Source organism: Mycobacterium sp. FW102-FHT13B02, assembly GCF_058790275.1.
Genome location: NZ_JBYTCM010000009.1, coordinates 175,863 through 201,025 on the forward strand (window position 1 = coordinate 175,863; position 25,163 = coordinate 201,025).

The 25,163-nt window shown below is 67.8% G+C and carries 23 protein-coding genes; 18 read left to right on the plus strand and 5 right to left on the minus strand.

Going from position 1 to position 25,163, the window contains the following annotated elements:
- On the plus strand, positions 1-1,185 hold the full coding sequence (locus AC3WTE_RS17755; RefSeq protein ID WP_492439491.1) for a polysaccharide biosynthesis protein: 1,185 nt from the start codon (positions 1-3) through the stop codon (positions 1,183-1,185).
- Positions 1,182-2,324 carry a glycosyltransferase gene (locus AC3WTE_RS17760; RefSeq protein WP_492439493.1) on the plus strand — a complete coding sequence of 381 codons (1,143 nt, stop codon included), beginning with the start codon at positions 1,182-1,184 and terminating at the stop codon, positions 2,322-2,324. The genes AC3WTE_RS17755 and AC3WTE_RS17760 overlap by 4 nt, the downstream gene beginning before the upstream one ends.
- Here AC3WTE_RS17760 and AC3WTE_RS17765 read toward each other — a convergent pair.
- A complete protein-coding gene (locus AC3WTE_RS17765) occupies positions 2,315-3,856 on the minus strand; it encodes a cellulase family glycosylhydrolase (RefSeq protein ID WP_492439495.1) in 1,542 nt (513 codons plus the stop codon). The two genes, AC3WTE_RS17760 and AC3WTE_RS17765, sit on opposite strands and share 10 nt — an antisense overlap.
- A gap of 51 nt (positions 3,857-3,907) precedes the next feature.
- Entirely contained in the window at positions 3,908-5,326 is a 1,419-nt protein-coding gene (locus AC3WTE_RS17770) for an O-antigen ligase family protein (RefSeq protein WP_492439497.1), read from the minus strand.
- A 132-nt stretch (positions 5,327-5,458) separates the two neighbouring features.
- Between AC3WTE_RS17770 and AC3WTE_RS17775 the strand changes: the two genes are divergently transcribed.
- From AC3WTE_RS17775 to AC3WTE_RS17830, 12 genes are all read left to right on the plus strand, one after another.
- Positions 5,459-6,955 carry a tyrosine-protein kinase domain-containing protein gene (locus AC3WTE_RS17775; RefSeq protein ID WP_492439499.1) on the plus strand — a complete coding sequence of 499 codons (1,497 nt, stop codon included), beginning with the start codon at positions 5,459-5,461 and terminating at the stop codon, positions 6,953-6,955.
- On the plus strand, positions 6,955-8,238 hold the full coding sequence (locus AC3WTE_RS17780; protein WP_492439500.1) for a lipase family protein: 1,284 nt from the start codon (positions 6,955-6,957) through the stop codon (positions 8,236-8,238). The genes AC3WTE_RS17775 and AC3WTE_RS17780 overlap by 1 nt, the downstream gene beginning before the upstream one ends.
- Complete coding sequence (locus AC3WTE_RS17785; protein WP_492439502.1) at positions 8,235-8,903, plus strand: YveK family protein; 669 nt, start codon at positions 8,235-8,237, stop codon at positions 8,901-8,903. The genes AC3WTE_RS17780 and AC3WTE_RS17785 overlap by 4 nt, the downstream gene beginning before the upstream one ends.
- Positions 8,900-10,162: an alpha/beta hydrolase gene (locus AC3WTE_RS17790; RefSeq protein WP_492439504.1), complete on the plus strand. Its 1,263-nt coding sequence runs from the start codon at positions 8,900-8,902 to the stop codon at positions 10,160-10,162. The genes AC3WTE_RS17785 and AC3WTE_RS17790 overlap by 4 nt, the downstream gene beginning before the upstream one ends.
- Complete coding sequence (locus AC3WTE_RS17795; RefSeq protein ID WP_492439506.1) at positions 10,159-11,388, plus strand: acyltransferase family protein; 1,230 nt, start codon at positions 10,159-10,161, stop codon at positions 11,386-11,388. The genes AC3WTE_RS17790 and AC3WTE_RS17795 overlap by 4 nt, the downstream gene beginning before the upstream one ends.
- Entirely contained in the window at positions 11,389-12,645 is a 1,257-nt protein-coding gene (locus tag AC3WTE_RS17800) for a lipase family protein (protein WP_492439507.1), read from the plus strand. It begins immediately after the preceding gene.
- The gene (locus AC3WTE_RS17805) at positions 12,617-13,513 is read left to right on the plus strand and encodes a sialate O-acetylesterase (RefSeq protein ID WP_492439509.1); all 897 of its coding nucleotides are present in this window, start codon (positions 12,617-12,619) and stop codon (positions 13,511-13,513) included. Before AC3WTE_RS17800 ends, AC3WTE_RS17805 begins: the two co-directional genes overlap by 29 nt.
- A 31-nt stretch (positions 13,514-13,544) precedes the next feature.
- Positions 13,545-14,075 (plus strand): YdcF family protein, encoded by a 531-nt coding sequence (locus tag AC3WTE_RS17810; RefSeq protein ID WP_492439511.1) that lies wholly within the window; start codon positions 13,545-13,547, stop codon positions 14,073-14,075.
- A gap of 119 nt (positions 14,076-14,194) precedes the next feature.
- A complete protein-coding gene (locus AC3WTE_RS17815; protein WP_492439513.1) occupies positions 14,195-15,712 on the plus strand; it encodes a sugar transferase in 1,518 nt (505 codons plus the stop codon).
- A 36-nt stretch (positions 15,713-15,748) separates the two neighbouring features.
- Complete coding sequence (locus AC3WTE_RS17820) at positions 15,749-16,978, plus strand: lipase family protein (protein WP_492439515.1); 1,230 nt, start codon at positions 15,749-15,751, stop codon at positions 16,976-16,978.
- Positions 16,968-17,768 carry a biotin--[acetyl-CoA-carboxylase] ligase gene (locus tag AC3WTE_RS17825; RefSeq protein ID WP_492439517.1) on the plus strand — a complete coding sequence of 267 codons (801 nt, stop codon included), beginning with the start codon at positions 16,968-16,970 and terminating at the stop codon, positions 17,766-17,768. Before AC3WTE_RS17820 ends, AC3WTE_RS17825 begins: the two co-directional genes overlap by 11 nt.
- Positions 17,769-17,788: 20 nt before the next feature.
- A complete protein-coding gene (locus AC3WTE_RS17830; protein WP_459366289.1) occupies positions 17,789-18,307 on the plus strand; it encodes a PH domain-containing protein in 519 nt (172 codons plus the stop codon).
- Here the strand turns inward: AC3WTE_RS17830 and AC3WTE_RS17835 are convergent.
- The gene (locus AC3WTE_RS17835; RefSeq protein WP_459366288.1) at positions 18,262-18,876 is read right to left on the minus strand and encodes a GtrA family protein; all 615 of its coding nucleotides are present in this window, start codon (positions 18,874-18,876) and stop codon (positions 18,262-18,264) included. The two genes, AC3WTE_RS17830 and AC3WTE_RS17835, sit on opposite strands and share 46 nt — an antisense overlap.
- Positions 18,877-19,017: 141 nt before the next feature.
- Between AC3WTE_RS17835 and AC3WTE_RS17840 the strand changes: the two genes are divergently transcribed.
- Genes AC3WTE_RS17840 through AC3WTE_RS17855 form a run of 4 tightly spaced genes read left to right on the plus strand, consistent with a single transcriptional unit; the run spans position 19,018 to position 22,793 of the window.
- On the plus strand, positions 19,018-20,223 hold the full coding sequence (locus tag AC3WTE_RS17840; RefSeq protein ID WP_492439584.1) for a 5-(carboxyamino)imidazole ribonucleotide synthase: 1,206 nt from the start codon (positions 19,018-19,020) through the stop codon (positions 20,221-20,223).
- The gene (gene purE / locus AC3WTE_RS17845; RefSeq protein WP_492439519.1) at positions 20,216-20,740 is read left to right on the plus strand and encodes a 5-(carboxyamino)imidazole ribonucleotide mutase; all 525 of its coding nucleotides are present in this window, start codon (positions 20,216-20,218) and stop codon (positions 20,738-20,740) included. Before AC3WTE_RS17840 ends, purE begins: the two co-directional genes overlap by 8 nt.
- A gap of 11 nt (positions 20,741-20,751) precedes the next feature.
- Positions 20,752-21,576 (plus strand): class I SAM-dependent methyltransferase, encoded by an 825-nt coding sequence (locus AC3WTE_RS17850; RefSeq protein WP_492439521.1) that lies wholly within the window; start codon positions 20,752-20,754, stop codon positions 21,574-21,576.
- 56 nt (positions 21,577-21,632) lie between these two features.
- Positions 21,633-22,793: an acyl-CoA dehydrogenase gene (locus AC3WTE_RS17855; RefSeq protein ID WP_492439523.1), complete on the plus strand. Its 1,161-nt coding sequence runs from the start codon at positions 21,633-21,635 to the stop codon at positions 22,791-22,793.
- 9 nt (positions 22,794-22,802) lie between these two features.
- On the opposite strand, the gene AC3WTE_RS17860 is transcribed toward AC3WTE_RS17855, so the two are convergent.
- Complete coding sequence (locus AC3WTE_RS17860) at positions 22,803-23,519, minus strand: TIGR03089 family protein (protein ID WP_492439524.1); 717 nt, start codon at positions 23,517-23,519, stop codon at positions 22,803-22,805.
- A gap of 1 nt (position 23,520) precedes the next feature.
- A complete protein-coding gene (locus AC3WTE_RS17865) occupies positions 23,521-24,957 on the minus strand; it encodes an LCP family protein (RefSeq protein WP_492439586.1) in 1,437 nt (478 codons plus the stop codon).
- Positions 24,958-25,163: the final 206 nt, after the last annotated feature.

Below are 25,163 nucleotides of genomic sequence, written 5' to 3' on the forward strand. Positions count from 1 at the left end.
GTGGCGAAGACGCTCATCTCCCTGATCTGGATCTACGGCGGTCGCGGGGTCGGCCTCCTGTGGACGCTGATCCTCGTCCAGCGCCTCGGCGTCTCCGAGTACGGGCTGTACGCCATGGCAACGGTGCTCAACGGCATCGTCGGCAACACCGTCGACAACGCCTTCGCGGTGCGGGCCATCCGGGAATCCGAGGAGCACTTCCTGCGCGAGCGCACCATGCGCTACCTCGTCGCGCTCTGCCTGGTCACCGCCGGCGCGGCGACGTTCGACGTCAACTACGTCATCGGCTTCGGCCTGATGGTGGCCGGCGGCGAGATCGCCATGAACGTGGTGAAGAGCCGGTCTGCGCGAGATGGCCACCCGGACAAGGTGTATCGGCTCGACACCGCCCGGCAGTTCACCAGTGCCGGCGTCGGCGCGGTGTACCTGTACACGTCGGCGCACCCGACGCTGATCCACGCGTCACTGCTGTACTGCACGCCCTATGTGCTGGCACTGCTGGTCGGGGCCAAGCTGGCCATCGGCCACCGGCCCGCACAGCCCGGCCCGCCACGGTTGATCGCGGCGCTCACCGGCGAAATGCTCGGCACCACCCTGTATCTCGGCGGCGACGTGCTGCTGCTCGGCACCCTGGTGGACACCAAGGCCGCCGGCTACTACCAGCTGGCGTGGGTCGTGGCGGCGGCGGTCGCCGCTGCCGGGCAATCGTTCGGCATGACCTACCACGAGCCCCTGCGCGAGAGCGGTGGTGATCTGTCCGCGGGTCCACCGCTGCGCAACATCCTGCGCATGGCGGCGCTCGGCGGCTCACTGCTGCTGATCATCGGTGGCTGCCTGTTCGCCTTCGGGGCGCCCGCCCAGCTGGCGACGACCATGATGATCATGGGTGGCTTCGCCGCGCTGCGCATCTGCATCTTCGTGTTGCAGGTGGTCCTGTACACCCAGCGCCGCGACGTCTTCCGGCTCACCATCGCGGTCGGACTGGTTCCGGTGAAGCTCGGCATGGTCGCGGCGCTCGCGACGTTGACGCCGCTGGGCGCGGTCGGTGCCGCGATGGCCGCCACCGTCGCCGACGCGATCATGCTGGCCGGGTTCACGTGGGCGGTGTACCGGCCGCGTGAAGTAAAGCCGGCCGAACCCGCGACGTCCGACACCGAGTCGTCCGACCAGCCCCAGGAATCATGACCACCCCGAAGACCGCGTTCATCCTGTCGAAAGACCCAGTGCTGGAACACACCGGCGACGTCGCGCTGGCCCGCATGCTCATGCAGTTGGCCGCAGACTCCTTCGAGGTGTCGGCCATCGCACTGTCGCCCGAGCCCGGCGCCGTCACCGCCGACCTGATCCCCGGTGGCCTACCGCTGGAGCGGGTGCGCAAGCCGGCCGTGCGCCCGCACCGCCTGCTCATCGATTCGGCGCGGCGGCGTCGCAGCCTGGTGCACGTCCGGTTCGACACCGATGAGCTGGTGCGTGCCATCGACCGCAGTGACGCCGACGTGTTCGTCGCCGAACACAGCTACATGGCCGAATCCTTCTTCCGCAGCAAGCATTTCGGAAAAAAGCGGCTCGTCGTCAACACCAACGTGAGTGAGTCGCTGGTGTGGCGCGCCTCGCGCGGAGCGCTCGGGCGCATGGAGGAACCACGGCTGATCCGCGACGAGCTACGCGTCGCGCGGGCCGCCGATGGCGTCAGTACCTACGACGCCGAGGAAGCCGAGTACTACCGCGCCAACGGGGTCCGCGATGCCCGGTTCATGGACATCACCATGCCGCCCGGCACGCAGGTCGACGTCGCGGCCTCACCGCCGCGGCTGGTGTTCATGGGCACCCGCGACTGGCCGCCCAACCAGGAGGGGTTCCTGCGCGCCCTCGAACTGTGGCCGCGGATCACGGCCGGGATCGCCGGTGCCGAACTCTGCATCATTGGGGCCAAGAAGCCCGGTGCGGCTGACCCGGCGTACCCCGACGGGGTCCGGGACCTGGGATTCGTCGACGACCTCGGAGCGTTCCTCGGCACCTGCCGGGCCCTGGTCGCTCCCATCAGCACCGGCGGGGGAGTCCGGGTCAAACTGCTCGACACCATCCGGATCGGGCTGCCCGCGGTGGCGACCACCGCCGCCATCGGATCCCTCGGGGCGATCTTCGGATTGCGCCCGCTGGATGACGACGCCGCGTTCATCGCCGAGTGCCGCCGCCTGCTCACCGATGTGGCGGCCGCGGTCGACCTCGGGAATCAGCTGTACGAGATCAACCGTCAGCGGTGGCAGGACCGGTTGCCGCACCGGGCGGTGGCCGACCTGCTGCGCGGCGAGAGTCAGGTGTAGTAGACCTTCACGCCGACCCACGGCGCCCAGACCATGTAACCGTGCTGGAAATCGACGCGGTTGCTGCCGTTGACGTAGTGCTCGTCGCTGGTGGCCAGCCCCAGTTGCGGTTTCCACGCCTGCGCGAAGGCGCTCGAGGCCCAGTGGGCACCGGTCTCGGGCGACCACCACACCCGGAACTGCTGACCGCCGGAAAAGTCTTGGTAGCCATTGGCGAATACGCTCGCGGGCACGGAATTGCGCTGCATCGCGATGTCGGCCACCGGACGCGGCGATGACACATAGCCGCTCGGCATCTCGTAGATGGTGTTGATCGTGCGCACCTGCGCCCATACCGTCTTGGTGGCCCTGAACACCGGGCTCAGGACCGAACCGTGTGCGGGATCGGTGATCTGGGAGAAGCGCTGGAATTCCGGTGATTTCGGCACCCCGGCGGCGATGGTCGCCGCCAGGTCGGCCGCCGCGGGCTTCGGGGTCCAGTCGCTGCGGTAGAGCCCGACGGTGGCGTCCGCCTGGTTGCTTCCGGTCTGCCGGTCGCGCGTGGTGTAGACCATCAGCGGGCCGGTGTACGGCATCTCCTGCCACTTGGTGTAGATGTCCCGCAGGTATGCGGCCTGGGTGGTTTCGTTGACCACCGAGGTGGGCTCGCCATACTCGGTAGCCCAGATGCGCTTCTCCTCGTCGCCATTGTCGATCATCACCTGCCGCATCTGAAGCAGTTGCAGGACAGGCGAATTCGCGATCAGCATGCCGTCGGAGAACTTCAGGTTGTAGTTGTACGGGTGGAACGACAGCGCGTCGAAGTTCCCCTTGGCGCCCGCGGCGTACATGCCGGCGATGAACCGCACCGGGTTGATCGACCACGAGCCGAAGTCCACCACGGCGCCGACGACCCCGCCGATCACCGTCGCGTCCGGGTCGACGCCCTTGATGCGCGGGTAGGCCGCCTTCAGCAGATCGGTGTAACCGGCGGGATCCGGTGCGGGGCTGTAGAAGAACACCGCGTTCGGTTCATTCCAGATCTCGTATGCGGAGATCTTGCCTTTGTAGCGGGTGGCCACCTTCGCCATGAACGCACCGTAAAAGTCCGGGTTGGAAGGCCGGCTGCTCAGCGGTAGGCCGCCTTGCGACATGGCCCAGGGCGGGGTGGCGTTGACGAACGCGATGATCGACATGTTCATGGCGGCGGCGGCATTCACCGTCTTGTCGACCAGGCTCCAGTCGAGCTGGCCGAGGATCGGCTCGACCCCGGCCCACGGGATCATCAACCGGATGGTGTTCACCCGGTTGTTGGCCATCAACGCCAAGGTCCGGTTCACGTCGTCCGGCGACATGCCGTAGATGTCGGAGTCGGCGAAACCGATGGTGGTCGGCAGCGTGACGACATTGGCGCGCTCGGCCACACCCAACCGTTTCGGGGCGTCCCCGGGAATGCCGGTGAGGGCGATGAAGGCACAGACCATGCTGCCGGCGATCGCCGACGCCACGCTGGAGAAGCGGCGCGCAGATCGCATCCGACGCTTGCCGGGCATCACGCCACCGCCCTTCGCCGATCAAGTGCGCTGCGGTGCGCAAACGCGCACTCAGTGTGCAGTAGCCAAGGGCGTTTGCTGTGAATCTGCTTGGGCGTGTCGCAGTGTCACCTGATCGCGGCGTCGTCGGTCTATATGAATGAGGAATGCCAGCAAAATGGAGAATTTGAGGGTGGCAGGCGGGATGCCGACCACCGGGTGGTCGAGTTGGAGGGCAACCACACAGAATCCGATGTAGATACCGCCATACCCGGCCCAGGCGAATGAATTGGAGCGAATCGCCCGGTAGCTCATGATGCAACCGATCAGCATGATCGCAAAGAACGCCAGACCGGGGAAAATGCCGCCACGGTAAATCGTCAGCAATGGTGCGTTCGACACATGGTTCAGCACGAACGCGTAGTTTCCGTCCCGGAATTCGAGTCGGTTCCACCCTTTTCCGAAGAGCCAGTATCCGGCCATGGTGTCGGGGAATTCCCGGATGGCATCAATTCGGGAAGTGGAACCGACGTCGTCACTGCTGAACGAGTGCGCGAATCTGGTCCGCACTTCCGGTATCGCCGCCGCGGCTCCGACGGCGGCCACCATCGCGGCGATGGCCAAACCGCGGTCCCTCGACCGCATGTTGTGGAAGGCCAGCACCAGCAGTGCACCGGCGACAATGCTGAACATGCCGGCCCGGCTCAGGGTGAGCAGCAGCGCGACGAGGAAGATGCCGGTCACGACGATGCGTTGCCAGCCCGCCAGCACGACCAAACCGACGGCGATGGACACCACCAGCGCAATGCCTTCGGCGTTGGGGTCCACCGAAGTGCCGCCGAGCCGCATGGATCTTTCGGCACCGCCCTCGGCGAATGCGAAGCGCGTGGCGGTGTATTCCGCCGCATAACCGAAGACCCGCAGATATTTGAAGGACGTCTGGTTCGGGTCGAACGCCACGATGTACAAGCCGAATATGGCATTGGCCAGCGTCGCGTAGACGAATATGCGGCCGAACTTCTCCAGATGTTCACCCGACAAGCTGCTCAGGGCGATCGCGACCAGGGTGACGACGGACCACCGGACGATCTGGATGACGTCGCCCATGCCCACTCCGGTTACCGCGACCGACGCGATGGAGGTGACCACCAGCGCGATAATCGACCATTCCAATGGGTGAATCGGGCGTGCCAGTCGCGGATGCACGAACAACGCAACCACCGCACCGAATGCGAACGGCAGATATAAGGGGACGTGAACGCCCGGGAAATATCCGAATGGCAGTGCGCCGGTGACGACCGCCAATCCGTACAAGAACCACAGCGGATGCCGTAATCCGATATAGATGCCCGCAACCAGTGCGGCAATAGCGACAATGCCCAACAGGGCGGCCTGGCCGAAAGACGTCGCCAACCAGACCAAGCCCACGATCACGGCCAGAATCCCGGCCGATGATTTAAGATTGCCGAGTTGACCCAAACGGGCGTTCATGCCGACTATGTTCTCAGCTCGACCAGCTAAGCTCAAGCAGGTTGCCCGGACCCGTGGCGCGTCTGAATGGTCGGTCCGGTTCCCAGCCGTTAATCTGTGAGCCGTCGCATTGCTGAAATAAGGGGCACGACCTTGGAGATCAAAGAGTACCTGCGGATATTCGGCCGGTACTGGTGGGCAATCGTGGCGCTGGCGGTTGTCGGAGGTGTCGCAGGCTGGTCGTGGTGGGAATTCGGTGATCGCGAGTACCAGTCCAGCGCGACGTTGTTCGTCGCGACCCAGAACGGCACATCGGTCACCGAGGCCTACCAGAACAACCTGTTCTCGCAGGACCGCGTGAACTCCTACGCCACCCTCGCCATGAGCGAGCAGGTCGCCGCCCGCGCGGTGGATCAGTTGAAGGCGAACATCTCAGCGGGCGAACTGCGCGCCAGGGTCACCGCCGTCCCGCTGCCGAAGACCGTGTTGCTGCAGGTCTCGGTGACGGACAAGGACCCCGGCCAGGCCCAGACCTACGCCAGTGCGGTTGCCGATCAGCTCGCCGGACTCGTCGGTGAACTCGAGACGTCCCGCCGGGGCGGCAGCCCCGCTGCCGGTGCCATCGTGGTGGACGAGGCCGGCTATCCGACCAAGCCCCTCGGGTACTCGATGATCACCCGGGTCGGCATGGGCATCGCCGGTGGCACCGTCCTCGGTCTGCTGGTGGCGCTCGTGCTCGGCATCATCGACCGTCGCGTGCGCGGCCGGGAACGGGTGGCCGACGCCAGCGGTTCGCTGCTCATGGGTGCGTTGCCCTCGGACTCCGCGCGGAGCAAGGCTCCGGTTGTCGACCTGGCCGCCGAGAGTGCCTACGCGGAGGCTTTGCGTGAGCTTCGGAACAATTTGCGGTTCACCGTGCCGGCAAACCGTGATGAGCCCGCTCGGGTGATCGCCGTGGCCAGCCCGTCGCCGTCCGACGGCCGCACGACGGTTGCCGTCGATCTGGCCGCCGTCCTCGCCGAGACCGGCAAGCGCGTCGTGCTCGTGGACGGTGACCTGCGCAACCCGGCGGTGGCGCAGCGCTTGGACCTGACGCCGGCGGCCCGCCAGGGGGCGGCCGATCGCGGCCTGAGCACCGTGCTGGTCGGCGAGAACACCCTCGCCGAAAGTTTGATTTCCGAGGTTTCCGTCGGTCAGCATCGGATCGCGGTGTTGCCCGCAGGTCCGGCCACCACGCGTCCGGGCGAGCTGTGGGCGGGCGACCACACCGAGAGCCTGTTCGCCGAACTGTCCGGCCAGTTCGACTACGTCGTCGTGGATACGCCGCCCCTGGCCAAGTACAACGACGGTGCCGTCGCGGCCGCGCTTTCGGACGGTGCGTTGTTGGTCGGCCGCATCCGCCACACCACCAGCAGCGCCCTCACGCGCGCTGTGCAGACCCTGAAGTCTGCCAACGCGGTGCTGATCGGCTCGGTCGCCACCGATGAACCGGGCGAGTTCAAGATCCACATCGGCGGGTCCGACGGCGCCAAGTCCGCGGGGACAAAGGCCGGCGGCGGCAAGAGGTCGGCAGGCAAGGCGGCGCCTGAGTCGGCGCCCCAGGCCGAAGACCCGTCCGAGGCCACAACGGCGGCGCATCAGAAGCCGTGATGCGTCAGGTTGAGTTGCGGCGCACGATACTGGCACTGGCTGCGGTGCTGGTCACCGTCGCTGCGTGCGGCCAGTCGGCTCCGGTGCCGCCGCGTCCGGGTGACGACGTCCGTCCCACCCGGGACCTCACCCCGATGTTCCCGGGTGCCGAGGCGCTCCCCGCGCCCGATCTCACCGATGACGGCCCGGGTTCCCTGGTCGAGTTGAAGCCCGTCAAGGGTGACCGGAGCTTCGACGAGGCAGGTGCTACCGCGGCGCGCATCGTCTACCGCTCGACCAGCGGCGTGGACGGCCGGCCGATCCAGGTCAGTGCACTGATCGCGGTGCCCCCGGGCCCGGCGCCGAAGGGTGGCTGGCCGATCATCTCCTTCGGGCACGACACCACCGGGCTGCTGCCCAAGTGCGCGCCGACCCTCGCCCCGCAGTTCTGGGGCTATTCCACAGGTATGGCGGTCTATCTGCGGCGCGGCTTCGCCATCGCCCTGTCGGACTACCAGGGGCTGGGCATCGACCCGGGTTCGGCTACCCGGCAGCACTCCATCCTGGATACCGCCAGCCTGGGGAACAGCATCATCGATGCCGCGCGCGCGATCCATCGCGCCGTACCGTCCACCAGCACCACCTGGGGCGCGCTGGGGGCCGGTGAAGGCGGCCTGGCCGCGTGGGCCGCGGCAGAACGCAATGGGGCGTACGGCGCCGGCATGAACATGGTCGGCGCGGTGGCGGTCAACCCGATCGCCGATCTGGCGCCGCTCGCCGACCCGGACCGCACGGCCGCGCTGGCGACCGCCGACCAGTACCGGCTGCAGATTCGGATGCTGCAGAGCCTGCAGACCATGCAGCCCGACTTCGACCTCGACGCGCACCGTTCGGCGAAGCTCAAGGACCAGTGGGACCTGTTGGTCGACTGCGCCCCGCGCGATGTCGCGGCCGCTCAACTGGCACTGAATCAGTTGACTCCCAACGATTTCCAGGCCAAGGACGCAGCCGCCGCGGCGGACCTGAAGCGCCGCCTCGGGGCTGTCGCATTGCCCAGCCCGGCGGCGGGGCCGAATGATCCGCCGGTGCTGGTGGCGTTCGGCACGGCCGACACGGTGAATCCGCCGGCCGGCGTACTGGCGGCCGCCGGGGCCGCCTGCGCCCGCGGCCAACAGATCGTGATGATGCGCGGCGTGGGGGACACCGGCCAGATCAACGACCAGACGATGCAGAACGCGCTGGCCTGGCTGCAGGCGCGGTTCGACGGTGAGCGCGTCTCCGACGTCTGCGTGGGCGCGACGTGATCACCCCGACCGGTGTGCCGCGGGTGCGGGACTACTTCCTGTTCGTGAAGAACAGCTGGGTGCTGGTGCTCGTCACCACCATCGTCAGCGCGCTGGTGGGCTGGGTGGGCTGGGACGACGCGAAGCCCGAGTACCAGTCGACCGCGTCGGTGTTTGTCAGGACCGAGGGCAGCGCGTCGCCGCTGGACGCCTATTACGGCGACGCCAACATGCTCGGCTTGATGGAGACCTACCGGCAGTTGGCCACCAGCTCACAGATCACCGCGCCGGTCATCCAGAAGCTGGGCCTGATCGATTCCGACAAGGAACTCGCCGCCCGGATCGTCATCCTGCCCAGTGCGACCGCGATGTTGAACATCACGGTCACCGGCGGTGACGCCGACCAGACCAACCAGATCGCGCACGAGGTCGCCACCGACCTGGTCGCGGTGGGCAACCGGCTGGCCCTGGTCGCGGGTACCAGCGCGACGCTCGTCGTCATCGACGACGCCAGTCCGGCGCAGCGGGTCGGCGGGTTGTCGTCCTTCGTGATGACCGGGGCGGTGCTGGGTTTCGCGCTGTGCGTCATCGCGGTGATCGCGCGGGCGCTCATCCTCGACCGGGTGCAGAGTCGCGGGCACCTCGAGCGGGTGGTCGGTGACGCGAGTGCCGGGACACCGGGATGAGTTCGCGGCGGCTGCGGCGCGCGGTATCGGCCGGCCTACTCGTCGCGGTGTGCCTGACCGCGCCGGCCTGCCAGAGCGCTTCCGCACCGAAAAAAGCTGCGCCCGGCACGGTCCCGGGAATCGACCTCAAACCCGACACCACGGGTGCCGGCCAGGTGCCCGGCGCGCTGGTGTCGGCGTCCACGTTCCCCACGCTGGATCTGCGGCTGAAATCGGTGGTGTCGCTCGCGGCCCGCATCGAGTACACGTCGACCTCCGGGATCACCGGTGAGCACACCGAGGTGTCGGGTTCGGTGTTCGTGCCGAACGGCACGGCGCCGCCGGGTGGGTGGCCGGTTGTCGTCTTCGGCCACGCGACGTCCGGCCTGCAGAGCGAGTGCGGGCCGTCCGGTTCGTCGACGCTGGCCGGACTGTCCCCGCCGATCACCACACTGGTCAAAGCCGGCTACCTGGTGAGCCTGCCGGACTACCAGGGGCTCGGCCCGGGCACCGCGGGCCATCCGTACGCCGACGCCACGACGGTGGGCTACAACGTCATCGACGCCGCGCGCGCGGCGCACAAGCTGGTGCCGGAGTCGTCGGACCGCTGGCTGGCCGTCGGGGTGTCCCAGGGCGGTCAAGCCGCCTGGGCCGCAAACGAACTCGCCGCCCACTACGGCACCGGACTGAACCTCGTCGGAGCCGTCAGCTTGTCGCCGGCCACCGATCTCACCGGACTGGCCTCCGGAGCCGCGGCCGGCAGCCTGTCGAAAGAGCAGGGCGCCATCCTGCAACTTATTCTCGCCTCCCTCGCGGCCGAGAACCCGTCGCTGAACCTGCAGGACTATCGCCGCGGTGCGGTCGCCGAGCACTGGGGCGTCCTCGGCTCCTGCCGCAGCGAAGATGCCGCAGCCCGGGCCGCGGCAATCGACAAGATCACGCCCGACGATCTGCGGCCCGCGAGCCCGGAGGCGGAAGCGACCCTGCAGGGACTGCTGGCGAAGCGGAGCCTGCCCAAGGAGCCGACGTCCGCGCCGATGCTGGTGATGTACGGAGGGCAGGACACGCTGCTGCCGCCGGACTGGACGAACAAGGCGCTCGCCGCCGCGTGCCGCCTGGGTGACGTCATCGACATCATGTTCCAGCCGGCCAAGGGGCACGCCGACATCGATGTGGCCTCGTCCTACGACTGGATCAAGGACCGCTTCGACGGCGTCCCCGCGCCGAACAGTTGTCCGTCTTTCCTATCCACGGTATCCACGCAGGGAGCAGGACAGTGAACGCGCCGACCTCGGCACCGGTCCGCACCCGGGCCCGCATCATCGGGCTGGACGGCGCCCGCGGACTGTCGTGCCTGGGCGTCGCCGTCATGCACGTCACCGGTCACTACTCGCCACACACCGCCGCCCACTGGAAGACCAACCTGGTGGGGTTGTCGCTGATCTTCTTCTACGCACTCAGTGGGTTCCTGCTGTTCCTGCCCTACGTGCGCAACCTGATCGAGCAGCGTGAGCTGCCGAGCACCGCGAATTTCGCCGTCCACCGCATCGCCCGGATCCTGCCCGGCTACCTGGTGATCTTCCTGCTCTGCAATTACCTGCTCCAGATCGTCTACGTGCAGAACGCGTCGCTGCAGCCGACCCGCACCGAGGACGGCACCGGCATGATCACCGACCCCTGGCAGCTGATCGCCAACCTGACCCTGACGCAGTCCTACATCCCGAAGTACTTCCAGACGGGTCTGAACCCGTCGTGGTCGCTGACGCTGGAGTACGCCTTCTACCTGTCGATCCCGCTGCTGGGCATGCTGTTGTTCGCCCTCGGCCGGCGCGCCAAGATGCGGCCGTGGCTGATCGTCTCGCTCGGACCGGCGCTGCTGATCGCGCTCGGATTCATCGGCCGGGCCTTCGTGCCCTGGATGATCTCGGCGTTGCACCTGACCGACCCGACACAGATCAACTGGGGCGCCAACTGGGTCGCGGTCTACACCAAGACGTTCCTGACCAACTCGGACACGTTCGCGTTCGGCATGGCCGCCGCGGTCCTGGTCGTGGCCATGGAGCACAACATGATTCGCGACAAGCTCAGCCGCCGCGTACGGCTCTACAGCTTCCTGGCGATGTTCCCGGTGGGCGTGGTGATGCTCGGTCTGATCGCCCTGGCCAACCCGTACGCCACCTCGGCCCTGGCGCTGCTGTGCGCGCTGGGCATCCTGGTGATCGTGGCGCCGCTGTTCCGCGGCGAGCGGTCCGGGCTGGCCGAGCTGCTGGACACCGCGCCGTTCCGGTTCGTCGGCAAGGTCTCGCTGTCGGCCTACCTCTGGCACTTCCCGCTCATGCTGCTGCTCGGCCGCTGGGGCCTGATGGCCGGTGACAACCTGCCCGGCATGCTGCGCAACGTGGCGCTGGTCCTGGCGGTGACACTGGTGGTGTCGGCCGTCACGTACTACGCAGTGGAAGATCCCGTCATGAAGTTCGCCAAGCGGTACCGCACCAGGTGGTCCTGAATGCGCCGTGCGATCCAGTGGGGTGCCGCGGTTGCCGCACTGCTCCTGATTGCGGCGTCGCTGCCGGTGATGTGGCAGGTCGGTAGCTGGGCGCTGGACAAACTGCGGCACGGTGGGATCGGCGACCCGGTGCCGATCAGGACCGCAGACCTCACGGCCTCCGGCCCGGGCAGCCTGATCAGCGCGATGACCATGCCCGCCCTGACCAACTCGGTGGAGGGCAAGGATCTGCAGGCCGCCCGGGTGGTCTACCGATCCACCTCCGGTGACACCGACGCACCGACGGTCGTGTCGGGATCGGTGTTCACTCCCATGGGCCAGGCGCCCGACGGTGGGTGGCCGGTGATCGCGCTGGCCCACGGCACCACCGGCATCGACCAGCCTTGCGCGCCGTCGCTGTCGGTGAATCTCCTGGGCAACGTCGCGCTGGTACAGGGCTTCGTCCACCTCGGCTTCGCGGTCGCGCTCGCCGACTACCAGGGACTGGGTGCCCCCGGCGTCCACCCCTACACCGACAGCCGCACCGCGGGCCGCAACGTCATCGACTCCGTGCGGGCCCTGCGCCACACCTTCCGCGACATCTCGAACCGCTGGGCCGTGTTCGGCGGCTCGCAAGGCGGCGGCGCGGCGTGGGCCGCCGATGAACAGGCCAGGACATATGCTCCCGAACTCGACCTGATCGGCGCGGCGGCCAGCGTGCCGTCGGCTGATGTGGCGGGCATCGTCGACAAGGCCGGCATCTTCGATCAGGGCAAAGCCGGGACCATGACCAAGGACCAGGAAGCGGCATTCCAGGCCATCATCGAATCGCTGGCCCGGCTGCATCCGGATCTGAACCGCGACGACTACCGCCGGGGCGCGGCGGCCAGGTATTGGAAGGTGCTGTCGGCGTGCTCGGGGCCTGACGTCGCCTACCGCGCCACCGCCATCGATGCGATCGGGCCCGGCGACCTCGCGCCGGTGGATGCGGCGGCAGCCGACCGGTTGCGTCGCTACCTGCAGGCCTGGGCACTGCCGCAGCAGCCGTTGTCGGCCCCCATGTCGGTGGTCTACGGCGGCAAGGACACCTTCCTGGACCCGGAGTGGACCAAGGCCGCCATCGCGCGCGCGTGTTCGCTGGGCGGTACGGTGGTCTGGAATTTCCAGCCGGACGGTGGGCACGCCGATATCGACGGTCCGGGTCAATTGCGGTGGCTGGCAGAACGATTCAGGGGAGGCGAGGCGGTCAATGACTGTCCTGCGCAGGGGACCACGTAATCCCGACGGCGACAGCCCGATTCATCAGCAGTTGCTGATCGAGGCGAAGTGCATCGTGAAGCGCCTCATCGCGCCCCGCGGCACACCCGTCGAGGCCCCGGAGCGGCCGTACCTGATCCTGCCCATCCTCGGACAGTCCAACGCATTCGGCATGGGGCTGCCCGTCGAGCCCGACGGTTTGGACCGGCCACATCCGCTGGTGCACCAGTGGGCGATGTGCGGGCCGTCCAAAGGCTCGGCGGTGCTGGCGACGCAGCCACTGCTGCACGAAATACCGTGCAAATACGTCGGTTTCGGCCCGACTTTCGCCAAGCAACTCGCCGAGGCGACCGGGCGCCCGGTGCTGCTGATTCCCGGCGCCCGGGGCGACACCTCCTTCACCCCGAAGAACGGGCACACCTGGGATCCGGCCGACCGCAAGACCCGGGTGAACCTGTACCGCCGGGCCGTGGCGGCCATCGATGCGGCGCTGGCACGTTTTCCGGGTAGTGAGATCGCCACCGTCCTGTGGCACCAGGGGGAGACCGACGTGCCGCTGATCTCCGGCGCGCAATACCAGGCCAAGCTCGACTCGCTGATCGCGGACATGCGCGCGCGGTACGGCGCCGGCCTGCCGTTCGTCCTCGGGCAGATGGTGCCCGAGGAGATGGAGCGCAGCGGCAAGCCCTACGCGGCCATCGACGCCGTGCACGCCGACACCCCGAACCGCTGGCCGCTGAGCACGTTCGTGCCGGGACCGCGCGATTCGTACAACAGCCCGGATGATCGGCATTACAGCGCCACCGGCCAGCGCGAGTTGGGTCGCCGCATGTGGCAGCAGTACCGCGAGATGTGTCGCGGACAACTGGCGGAATATGCCGCGCGCTGAACTCGGCCGAGTCATTCGTCGTGTCATCGCTGTGGTCACGATCGTGGTGCTCGTCGATGTCGGGCTGGCCGGCGTGGCGTTGTTCGCCAACGCCAAATCCGATCCACTGCAGCGGGCCGACGCGATCATCGTCCTGGCCGGCGAACATGACGGCCGCGAACAGTACGCGCTGAACCTGGCCCGGCAGGGCTGGGCGCGCACCGTCGTGCTGTCCGATCCGTACGTGCCCGGCGATCCGCAGATGAAGAGCGCCTGCGCGCCGGCGCCGGACATCGAGGTGATCTGCCGGAAGCCGGAGCTCCTGACGACCCGCGGCGAGGCCATGATGATGCGCCGGCTCTCCGAAGGCCGCGCCTGGCACCGGATCATCGTGGTCAGCTGGCGGTATCACCTGCCGCGCGCGCGGTTGGTCTTCCGCCAGTGCTATTCCACCAGCCCTGGTTCGGTGGTTGCCGTGGCCCTGCCCCGAGACTATGACTTCTCGCCGATCGGGTGGGAACTGACGTTCTTCTATCAGTTTGCCGGGTTTGCAAAGGCCGCCCTCCAGGGCCACTGCGCTTGAGCTGCCTATTTTTCCGATCGGTGGTATTTTCGAGCAAACGATGAGATAGTAGTCGCAGTCCGCTGAGCGGGGACTATCTCAAAAAGCCAGCAAATCGGGAGGGGTAAGCGGCAGTGTCGGTGGCAGAAGAGCTCTTCGTTCCAGAGGCTTCCCCCGCGCCTCCCGTACGCGCGGTCGCGCCTTTAGCTGACCGGGCCTGGCAGACGCGCTACCGCTGGTGCCTGATCGCATTCGATCTGCTCGTGGTCGTGTTGGCCCTGGCAAGTGCCCAGTTCGTCAAACTCGGGACACCGGATGCGTCCCTGGAATTCACTTCGACGTACCTCCACGTCTTCTCGTACTACTCGGTGCTGTCGCTGTTCGTCGCCGTCATCTGGCTGGCGATGCTGGCCGCGTACCGCACCCGGTCGCCGCGCATCGTCGGCGCCGGCGTGGAGGAGTACCGGCGGGTGTTCTCCGCAACGCTGGCCACCGTCGGCATCATCGCCGTCGCACTGATGATCTTCCGCCCTGACTACGCCCGCGGCTACCTGGCCGTCGCGCTGCCACTCGGACTCGTCGGCCTCGTCGTCGCCCGGACCATCTGCCGCCGGGTGCTCGCCCGGCTGCGTCGACGCAACAAGTGCGTCGCCAAGGTGCTGGCGGTCGGCGACCCGCGTGCCGTGCGGAATCTGGTGCAGTCCCTGCACCGCGAATGGTGGTACGGCTACTCCGTCGCCGGCGTCTGCCTCACCGGCCGCAACGAAGGTGGCACCTTCGACGTGGCCGGGGTCGGCGAGCTGCCGGTGCTCGGCAACGAGTCCCAGGTCTCCGATGCCATCGCCACCGCCTCCTTCGACGCCGTGGCGCTGACCACGACCGATCATCTCGGCCCCGAAGGCGTGCGCGAGCTGTCCTGGGAGCTCGACAAGCTGGGTATCGACATGGTCGTGTCCCCGAGCGTCATGGACGTCGCCGGCCCCCGGCTCACCATGCGTCCGGTGGCCGGCCTGCCGCTGATCCACGTCGAGCGTCCGCAGTACAGCGGGACCAAGAAGCTGCAGAAGCGTGCCTTCGATGTCTTCGTCGCGCTGTTCGCGCTCACGGTGACGGCGCCGGTGATGGTGCTGTCGGCCATCGCCATCAAGCTCACCAGCCGTGGTCCGGTGTTCTACCGTTCCGAGCGGATCGGCCTGGACGGCAAGCCTTTCCAGATGACGAAGTTCCGCACCATGGTGCAGGGCGCGGACCGCATGGTCGACGAGCTGATCAGCCTGGACCTCAACGAGAGCGGCAGCGGCGTGCTGTTCAAAATCCACGAGGACCCACGCGTCACGCTGGTCGGAAAGTACCTGCGGCGCTACAGCATCGATGAACTGCCGCAGTTCTTCAACGTGCTGCGTCGCGACATGAGTGTGGTCGGCCCACGGCCGCCGCTGCGCCGCGAGTTCGACACGTACAACGAGCAGGTTCGCCGTCGGCTGCTGGTGCTGCCCGGGATCACCGGGCTCTGGCAGGTGAGCGGCCGGGCCGACCTGTCGTGGGAGGACTCGGTGCGGCTCGACCTGTCGTACGTCGAGAACTGGTCCATCACCAACGATCTGCTGATCGCGGCCAAGACCTTCCGCACCATCATCGGCGGTTCTGGCGCCTACTGAACCGCGCGGGCGACCGTCGGTGAATAATGCCCTTTGATGCGTAAAGCCCTGCCGTGGATAGTGGTGGCCGTCCTGGTCCTCAGTGGCGTCACTGCCGCGAGATACCTGCGACCGCTGGCGCTCATCGGGACCTCGAAGGTCCTGGACATGTTCATCCCGCTGTCAGGTGCTCCCGAGCCCATCGGTGCTGCCGACCTCACCGGCTCGGGCCCGGGCACCCTGCTGTCGGCGACCACCATGCCGGGGGTGACCAGCACCTTCGACGGCCAAGGGATTCGCGCCGCCCGCGTGGTGTACCACTCCACTTCGGGTGACACCGGAGCGCAGACCGTCGTCTCCGGGTCGGTGCTGACCCCGCTGGGGCAGGCACCCAAGGGCGGCTGGCCGGTGGTCGGCCTCGGCCACGGCACCCTCGGTATCGACAACAACTGCGGACCGTCGCTGTCACCGACTCTGATGAACCTGTTGCCCATCGCGAAAGTCGTGACCAATCTCGGGTATGCCGTCGCGTTGCCCGACTACCAGGGGTTGGGCGTCAAGGGCATTCACCCGTACTCCGACGCCCGCACCGCCGGCCTCAACCTGATCGACGCGGTCCGCGCGGCGCGGCATGTGTTCAGCGACCTCTCGACGACGTGGGCGGCGTTCGGCGACTCCCAGGGTGGCGCCGCGGCATGGGCGGCCAACGAACAGGCCGAGCCCTACGCCCCCGAGCTCAAGTTGGTCGGCGCCGTCGCCGTGTCGCCCGCCGCCGATGTCAGCGGCCTGGTCGCCAAATCGCGGACGGGCACGTTGACCAGTGAGCAGCGGCCGGTGCTGCAGGCGCTGATCGAATCGCTGGCCCGGTTGCACAGCGACCTGAACCGCGACGACTACCGGCACGGTGGTGCCGCCCGTTACTGGAATGTGCTGACCGACTGCAGTGCCGGCGGGGCCTACAAGCGTGCCGTCGCTGCCGGGCAACTCGGCCCGCGCGACTTCCTTCCGGCCTCGCCCGGCGCCGCCGACCGGCTGCAGAATCTATTGCAGGCGTGGGCTATTCCGCAACGGCGGCTGTCTGCGCCGTTGTACGTCTGGTACGGCGGTCAGGACCCGTTCATCGACGCCGTGTGGACCAGGGCGGCGATCGGGCGGGCTTGCTCGCTCGGTGGCACCGTGACGACAGAGTTCGACCCCAAGGGTGGACACAACCCGCCCGCGGCGCAGGAGATGCTCGACTGGATGGCGGATCGGTTCGCCGGGAAGAAGGTAACCAATGACTGCTGACCTGCTGCCGCTGGACGCCGCGGCGATCCAGGCAGAAGCCGGCGGCAGCTGGCGGGTCGAGGTGGTGGCCGAAACCGGTTCCACCAACGCCGACCTGGTGGCGCGGGCGCACTCCGGCGAGAACGTCGCGGGCGTGGCGCTGTTCACCGAGGACCAGACCGAGGGCCGGGGACGGCAGGGCCGCAGCTGGTCGGCGGTGCCGCGGTCGCAGATTCTGGTGTCGGTCGGCGTGGACACCACCGATGTGCCGAGCGGAACCTGGGGCTTGCTGTCGCTGGCGGCGGGGCTGGCCGTCGTCGAGGCGGTCGCCGAGGTGACCGGCGTGCATGCCGTGCTCAAATGGCCCAACGACGTTCAGGTGGGCACCGGCAAACTGGCCGGCATCCTCTCGGAGGTCGCGGGCTCCGGCGCGTCGCCCGTCATCGTCGTCGGTATCGGGCTGAACGTGTCGCTGGCGGCTGACGAATTGCCCGACCCGGCGGCCGTCTCTCTGCTGAGCGTCGGTGTGGCACAACCGGATCGGCAGCGGCTGGCAGCGGTGCTGTTGAACCGTCTGCACGCCAGGATCGCCGAGTGGCGAGCAGGCGGAAACGTCGAGTTGCTGGCCGTCTACCGCAAGCACAGCTCCACCCTGGGGCGGTCGGTGCGGGCCGAGTTGCCCGGTGGGCGCGAGGTGGTCGGGCAGGCGACCGATATCGACGCGGGCGGTGCACTGCTGATCGATTCGGCCGACGGCGTCGTCGCGGTCTCGGCCGGTGACGTCGTGCATTTGCGTCCCGCCACAAGCTGAGCACCGCTTAGAGTCTGGGTATGGGTTACCCGGACAACGTGCTGGCCGCCGACGAACATGTTGTGCTGCATCGGCACCCGCACTGGAAACGACTGATCGGGCCGGTGCTGGTGCTGCTGGCCGGGACGGCGCTGGCCGCCTTCGTCGCGGCGGTGGTCAATCACACCAATTGGGACGCGAACGCCAAGAACATCATCTTCGCGGTGCTCGGGGTGATCTGGCTGGTGGTGGTCGGGTGGCTCACCGTGTGGCCGTTCTTGAATTGGCGCTCAACGCATTTCGTGATCACCGACCGCCGGGTGATGTTCCGGCGCGGGGTGCTGACGCGGTCGGGCATCGATATTCCGTTGGCCCGCATCAACAGTGTGGAGTTCCGGCACCAGATCCTCGACCGGATACTGCGCACCGGCACCCTGATCATCGAGTCGGCATCCCAGGATCCGCTGGAATTCCATGACATTCCGCGCGTGGAACAGGTCCACTCGCTGCTGTATCACGAAGTCTTCGACACCCTGGGGTCGGAGGAGTCGTCCAGCTGAGGGTCGTCCGTGAGCTCGTCGTAAGCCTCGGCGAAACCGCCGATGGTCATGGTCGCCTCGAGCGTCATGTCGGGCGCGTGCTGCGCCATCTCGTCGGGGAACACCCAGCGGCGGAACGCCCAGAACCGGAACGCCATCTGCAGCAAGTTGCCGATGACATACGCCGACACGAAGTCCGCGATGTTCTCGACGGTCAGCGACACGTTGGGCACCCGCAGCTGCAGCACGTAGCTGGACACCCACAGCGGCGCCATGCTCAGCAGCACGCCCACACCACTGACCGCGAAGAACAGCAGGGCCTCGTGATGGCGTTCGCGGCCGCCGCGGTTCTGGAAACTCCATTCGCGGTTCAGCACGTACGACGCGATCACCGCGACGATGCCGGAGATGATCTTGGCCGTCACCGGCTTGGGCTCGAGCACGGTGAGCTTGAGCGTGTAGAAGATCCCCGAGTCGATGACGAACGTCGTGGCGCCGACAATGGCGAACTTGATGAGCTCGTGATGCCGTTCGGCAAACGGCCGAATCACTCGCGGTAGCCGGGCGATGGTGGCCTCGGTGAACGACATAAACGGCAAGTTTACGGATAGTCGGTGCATTTCGCGTACCCGTGCAGGTAGTGGCTGGTAGCTAGCCGGCGTAGGCAGATTCGGGGGACACCTTCGGTGCGTGACAAACTAGGCGCCGTGACGCAACCCCCCGTCGTGGCAATGATCGGTGGCGGCCAGTTGGCCCGCATGACCCACCAGGCGGCCATCGCGCTCGGCCAGACCCTGCGGGTGCTGGCTGTCGCGGCCGACGAGCCCGCAGCCCAGGTGAGCCCGGCGGTGGTGCTGGGTTCGCACACCGACCTCGATGCGCTGCGCCGGGTGGCGGCCGGAGCGACGGTGCTGACGTTCGACCATGAGCACGTGCCCACGGAACTGCTGCAGACCCTCGTCGCGGACGGGGTCAATGTGGCCCCGCCGCCATCGGCACTGGTGCACGCGCAGGACAAATTGGTGATGCGCCGGCGACTGGCCGAAATCGGCGCGCCGGTGCCGCGCTACCGGGAGGTGGCGACGGTCACCGATCTCGATGCCATCGACGAGCTCGCCGGCGAAATCGGCTCTGGGGCCGGCGTCGGCCTCGTCGTGAAGGCAAGCCGCGGCGGCTATGACGGCAAGGGCGTCACCTTGACCGATGACGTCGCACAGGCCCGCGCCGCCGCCGAGGGCTATCTGGCGGGCGGGGTCGCCGTGCTGGTCGAGGAGAAGGTCGCCATGCGCCGCGAGCTGGCCGCGCTGGTGGCGCGTTCGCCGTTCGGGCAGGGCGCGGCGTGGCCGGTGGTGCACACCGTGCAGGAGGACGGCATCTGCGTCGAGGTGATCGCGCCGGCACCGCAGCTGGACCCGGAGGTCGCCACGTCGGCCGAACAGCTGGCCCTGCGGATCGCGGACGAACTCGGTGTCGTCGGAGTGCTTGCGGTCGAGCTCTTCGAGACGGTCGACGGTGCGCTCCTGGTGAACGAGCTGGCCATGCGGCCGCACAACTCCGGGCACTGGACCATGGACGGCGCGACGACCAGCCAGTTCGAGCAGCATCTGCGGGCGGTGCTGGACTATCCGCTGGGCTCGACCACGCCGCTGGCGCCGGTGACGGTGATGGCCAACGTGCTGGGCGCGCCGACCCAGCCGCAGATGAGCATGGACGAGCGGTTGCATCACCTGTTCGGCCGGCTGCCTGAGGCCCGGGTGCACCTGTACGGCAAGGGGGAGCGGCCCGGCCGCAAGATCGGCCACGTCAACATCGTCGGCGCGCCGGGTGGCTCGCTCGACGACGAGGCGTACGTGGCGGAGGTACGCGAGCGGGCCACGCGGGCCGCGCATTGGTTGTCGCATGGCGAGTGGACGGACGGATGGAGTGCACATGAGTGAGCACGCAGGCCATAAGGCCGGCCCGCGGGTCGGCCTGATCATGGGCAGCGACAGCGACTGGTCGGTGATGGAGGATGCGGCCACCGCGCTTGCCGAGTTCGAGGTGCCGTTCGAGGTCGGCGTGGTGTCGGCGCACCGCACCCCGCAGCGCATGCTCGACTACGCCAAGACCGCCGCGGACCGGGGCGTCGAGGTGATCATCGCCGGCGCCGGTGGCGCGGCGCACCTGCCCGGGATGGTCGCGTCGGCCACCCCGCTGCCGGTGATCGGCGTACCGGTGCCGTTGGCCCGCCTCGACGGCATGGACTCGTTGCTGTCGATCGTGCAGATGCCCGCCGGCGTCCCGGTGGCCACGGTGTCGATCGGTGGCGCGCGCAATGCGGGCCTGCTGGCGGTACGCATCCTGGGGTCGGCCGATGCCGGTTTGCGTGCCCGGATGCAGCGCTTCCAGGAGGACCTGGAGCAGATGGTGCTCGTCAAGGACGAGGCGCTACGGAATCGGTTGCTGGGCAAGTAAGCTCACCATCGATGAAATCTTCATTCGCGCGGTACCGCAGCGTCGGCCACAAGTTCGTCACGGGATTCATGGAGCCGGAGGTGCTCCTGGTCGCCGGTGCCCTGGATGAGGCCCAGCGGGCCAGGTCCGTCGGTGGCGCCGTCGCCGAGATCGGCGTGCACCACGGCAAGCTGTTCATCGGTCTGAACCTGTTGCAGCGGGATGACGAAAAGTCGGTTGCCATCGACATTTTCGGCGACCAGGACCTCAACATCGACGGCTCCGGTGCCGGTGACCTGGCGAAGTTCACCAGCAACGTCGACGTGTGGTCGTCGATGGACGGCGTGGTGATCCACCAGGGCGACTCCACCAAGCTGGCACCCGAGGTGCTGCTGGAGGAGGCGGGTGGGCCCATCCGGTTCTTCAGCGTCGACGGTGGGCACACCGAGGAGATCGTCTACAGCGACATGCAGCTGGCCGAGGCCACGCTGGCCGACGGCGGCATCGTCATCGCCGACGACGTCTTCAACGAGTTCTGGCCCGGCGTCGCGGTGGGCACGCTCAAGTATCTCGATGACGGAGCCGGCCTGGCCCCGTTCGCGATCGGGTTCAACAAGGTGTTCTTCACCCAGCCGGAGTACTGCGACTACTACCAGGCCGAACTGGAGTCGGCAGCGCACCGTTCGGCTCGGATCCAGCACACCACCTCGGTTTTCGCCGGGCATCCGGTGCTGCTGCTCGGTCCGGTGACGGCCGTTGACGTCCTGCGCCGCAGTGAGACGCTGCGCACCGTCTATCACCGCACTTACCGCGAGCTGGTCCGTGGTCTGCAGAAGGTGTCGGGTCAGGGGCGGTAAAGTTACCGGCGAGTAGCAACCCGCATCTCGCCAAATGGGCAGGCAAGGAGCCGTCAATGTCTATCGGTAACCCGTCATTCGATCTGTTTCAGCTGCCGGAAGAGCATCAGGAGCTGCGGGCCGCGATCCGGGCTCTGGCGGAGAAGGAGATTGCTCCGTACGCCGCCGAGGTCGACGAGCAGGCCCGGTTCCCCCAGGAGGCCAGTGACGCGCTGACCGCGTCGGGCTTCAACGCCGTCCACGTGCCCGAGCAGTTCGGCGGCCAGGGCGCGGATTCGGTCGCGGCGTGCATCGTCATCGAAGAAGTGGCCCGCGTCGACGTCTCGGCATCGCTGATCCCCGCGGTCAACAAGCTCGGCACCATGGGCCTGATCCTGAGCGGATCCGACGACCTCAAGCGCAAGGTGCTGCCGGACCTGGTCGACGGCAAGCTCGCGTCGTACGCGCTGTCCGAGCGCGAGGCCGGCAGCGACGCCGCCGCCATGCGCACCCGTGCCAAGGCCGACGGCGACGACTGGATCCTCAACGGCGCCAAGGCGTGGATCACCAACGGCGGCGCGTCGACCTGGTACACCGTGATGGCGGTGACCGACCCCGACAAGGGCGCCAACGGCATTTCGGCGTTCATGGTCCACCTCGACGATGAGGGCTTCACCATCGGCCCGAAGGAGCGCAAGCTCGGCATCAAGGGCAGCCCGACCGTCGAGCTGTACTTCGAGAACTGCCGCATCCCCGGTGACCGCATGATCGGTGAGCCCGGCACCGGCTTCAAGACCGCACTGGCCACGCTGGATCACACCCGTCCGACCATCGGGGCGCAGGCTGTCGGGGTGGCGCAGGGCGCGCTGGACGCCGCGATCGCCTACACCAAGGACCGCAAGCAGTTCGGCAAGTCGATCAGCCAGTTCCAGGGTGTCGAGTTCATGATCGCGGACATGGCGATGAAGACCGAAGCGGCCCGGCTGATGGTCTACAGCGCCGCGGCCCGCGCCGAGCGTGGTGAGGGCAACCTGGGCTTCATCTCCGCGGCGTCGAAGTGTTTCGCCTCGGACGTGGCCATGGAGGTGACCACCAACGCCGTGCAGCTGTTCGGTGGCGCCGGCTACACCGTCGACTTTCCGGTGGAGCGCATGATGCGCGACGCGAAGATCACCCAGATCTACGAGGGCACCAACCAGATTCAGCGGGTCGTGATGTCCCGCGCCCTGCTGCGCTGACGTCAGGCGCTACAGGTCGGCAGTGACCTTCTCCGTCGCGCGGCGCCGATCCAGGGCGCCCGCGTCGGGGTGGGCCACCTGCACCAGGGACGCGCCGCCGGCGAACACCGCCAGCAGATTGGCCACGAGTTCGTCGGCGGTACCCCACGGGGCCGTCGACAGGAGGCGGGTGTCGGCGGTGAATCCCTTTGCCGCGGCCCTGCTGCGGGCCTCGGCGAGGACGTCGTCGACGGAACGGCCGGCCAGCGCCGGACCGGACGTGCGTTCGGGCACGATCTGGTCGCCGTGCACGCGCACGGATGTCGCGTAGTCGGTGACGCCGATCGGCAGGTCGGGGACGGGCTTGCCGAACGGGTCGAGGGACAGCACCACAACTTCGGCGGCCCCGGTCTCGTCGGCCGCGTCAATCAGGTCGGCGGTGCACAGCGCCACGTCACATTCCGTCGGAAGTGGTTGTCCGATAACCACTTCCGCGCCGATGTACCAGATGCCGAACAACACGCCCGCGGTCTGCCAGTGCGCGGGCAGCAGCACCGCGACCCGGCTGCCCGGGCCGGCACCGAGTTCGTCACGCAGCAGGTTGGCGGTCTTGGCGGCCCAGTTGCCCAGCGTCACCGCCGACACCTCGATGCGTTCGCCGGTGGCGTCGTCGTAGTACGTGATACGCGGCCCGGCGGGGTCGGCGCGCAGCAGCGGGTCGAGGAGTGCGCCGGAGAGGTTGGTCACGTCAGTCGACGCACTTCGGATCGGACGCCCCCGCAGTGATGATGGGGGACGGCGCCACCGGGGTGCCGGAGCCGGAATCGGTGGTGTCGGAAGCGGATTGAGTCACGGTGTGGCTTCCGCCCTCCAGGCCGGAGCCGGGGCCGGCGTAGTCGTGCGAAAGCACCACGCGCACCGCGCCGCTGGGCACCGAGGCGTTCTCCACGACCGGCAGATTGCCCAGTTGCTCGGCAATGGCGCGCGCCCCGAGGTCGTCCGCCTTCGCGGCCTGGATTTGGCTCGAGGTCACGTGGTCGGCCTCGTTGTTGCCGACTTTGCCTGCGACGAAGCCCTTTCCGGTGAGGACCTCCGACACCGCGGCGGCCAGTCCGTTGATGTCACTGTCGTTGACCACGTCGACGGTGGTGTTGCCCGGTGTGTAGGCCAGCTTCTCGGTCTTGCCGTCGGCCTGGTCCTGGAGCAGGCCGGCCACCCACTGCTGCACCTGGTCGGGGTCGACCCGCACGACGCTCTGGGTGCCGTCGTCGCTCCAGCCGTCCTCGGCCAGCACCGGGATGGTGGCGAACGCGACGTTGCCGCCCGCGAGCTTCTGCATCTGCTGGACGAAATCCATGATGTCCCAACCGTCGGACAGCACCACGGACCGCTGTACGGCCTGCCGCAGCCGGCTCAGGGTGCTGGGGCTGGACAGGGTCTGCCCGGAGATGATGTCGTGCGCCAGCGACGCCATGAACACCTGCTGGCGCGTCACCCGGTCCAGGTCGCCGCGGGGCAGATCGTGGCGCTGGCGCACGAAGCTGAGTGCCTGCGCGCCGCCCAGCTTCTGCCAGCCGGCCGGGAAGTTGGCTCCCGACAACGGTTCGTCGACGGCGTTCTTGAGACACACGTTGACACCGCCGAGGGCGTCGGTGATCAAGGCGAATCCCAGCAACCCGACTTCGGCGTAGTGATCGACCGTGACGCCTGTGAGTTTTGCCACGGTTTTGATCAGTGCCTCGCGTCCGGCCTCGACGGCTTTGGGTTCCGCGGTGGCGGCATCCTGGCCCTGCTGCTCGACGAGTTCCTTCATCTTCTCGAGCTTCACCTGACCGAAGACGCCGTTGATCTTGGTCTTGCCCAGCCCCGGCGCCTGCACGTAGGAGTCGCGCGGGATGGAGATGGCGGTGGCCGAGCGCCCGTTGTTGGGGATGCGTACCAGGATGATGGTGTCGGTGTTGGTGGACACGTCGTCGCCGGCCCGCAGCGTGGCGAGTTCCTCCTCTGACAAGGGGTTTCCGTGCGCATCGGTGCGGCTGTCCATGCCCACCAGGAGGATGTCGACGGCACCGTCGTCGCCACCGCCGCCGAGGGCCGCGGTGCTGATGCGGTTGATGCCGGATTCCAGCGAACGCAGGCTGCTCCAGGCCATGCCGGTGCCCACCACCACGAGCACCGTCGTCATGACGGCGAGGATGCGGAACAGTCGACCTGGCACCAGGACAGGCTACTGGCGAGCGGTTGCTGAGGCCGGTAGCCCGGGGTTCGGCGGGTCACACCCTGGTGCGGCTACGGCCGTCGGCCCGCTAACCTCTAGCCCGTGATCGAGCAGCCTTCCGGACCGCCGAGGACGCAGTCCGACAGATCACCTGTGCCGGACCGCCCGCTGCT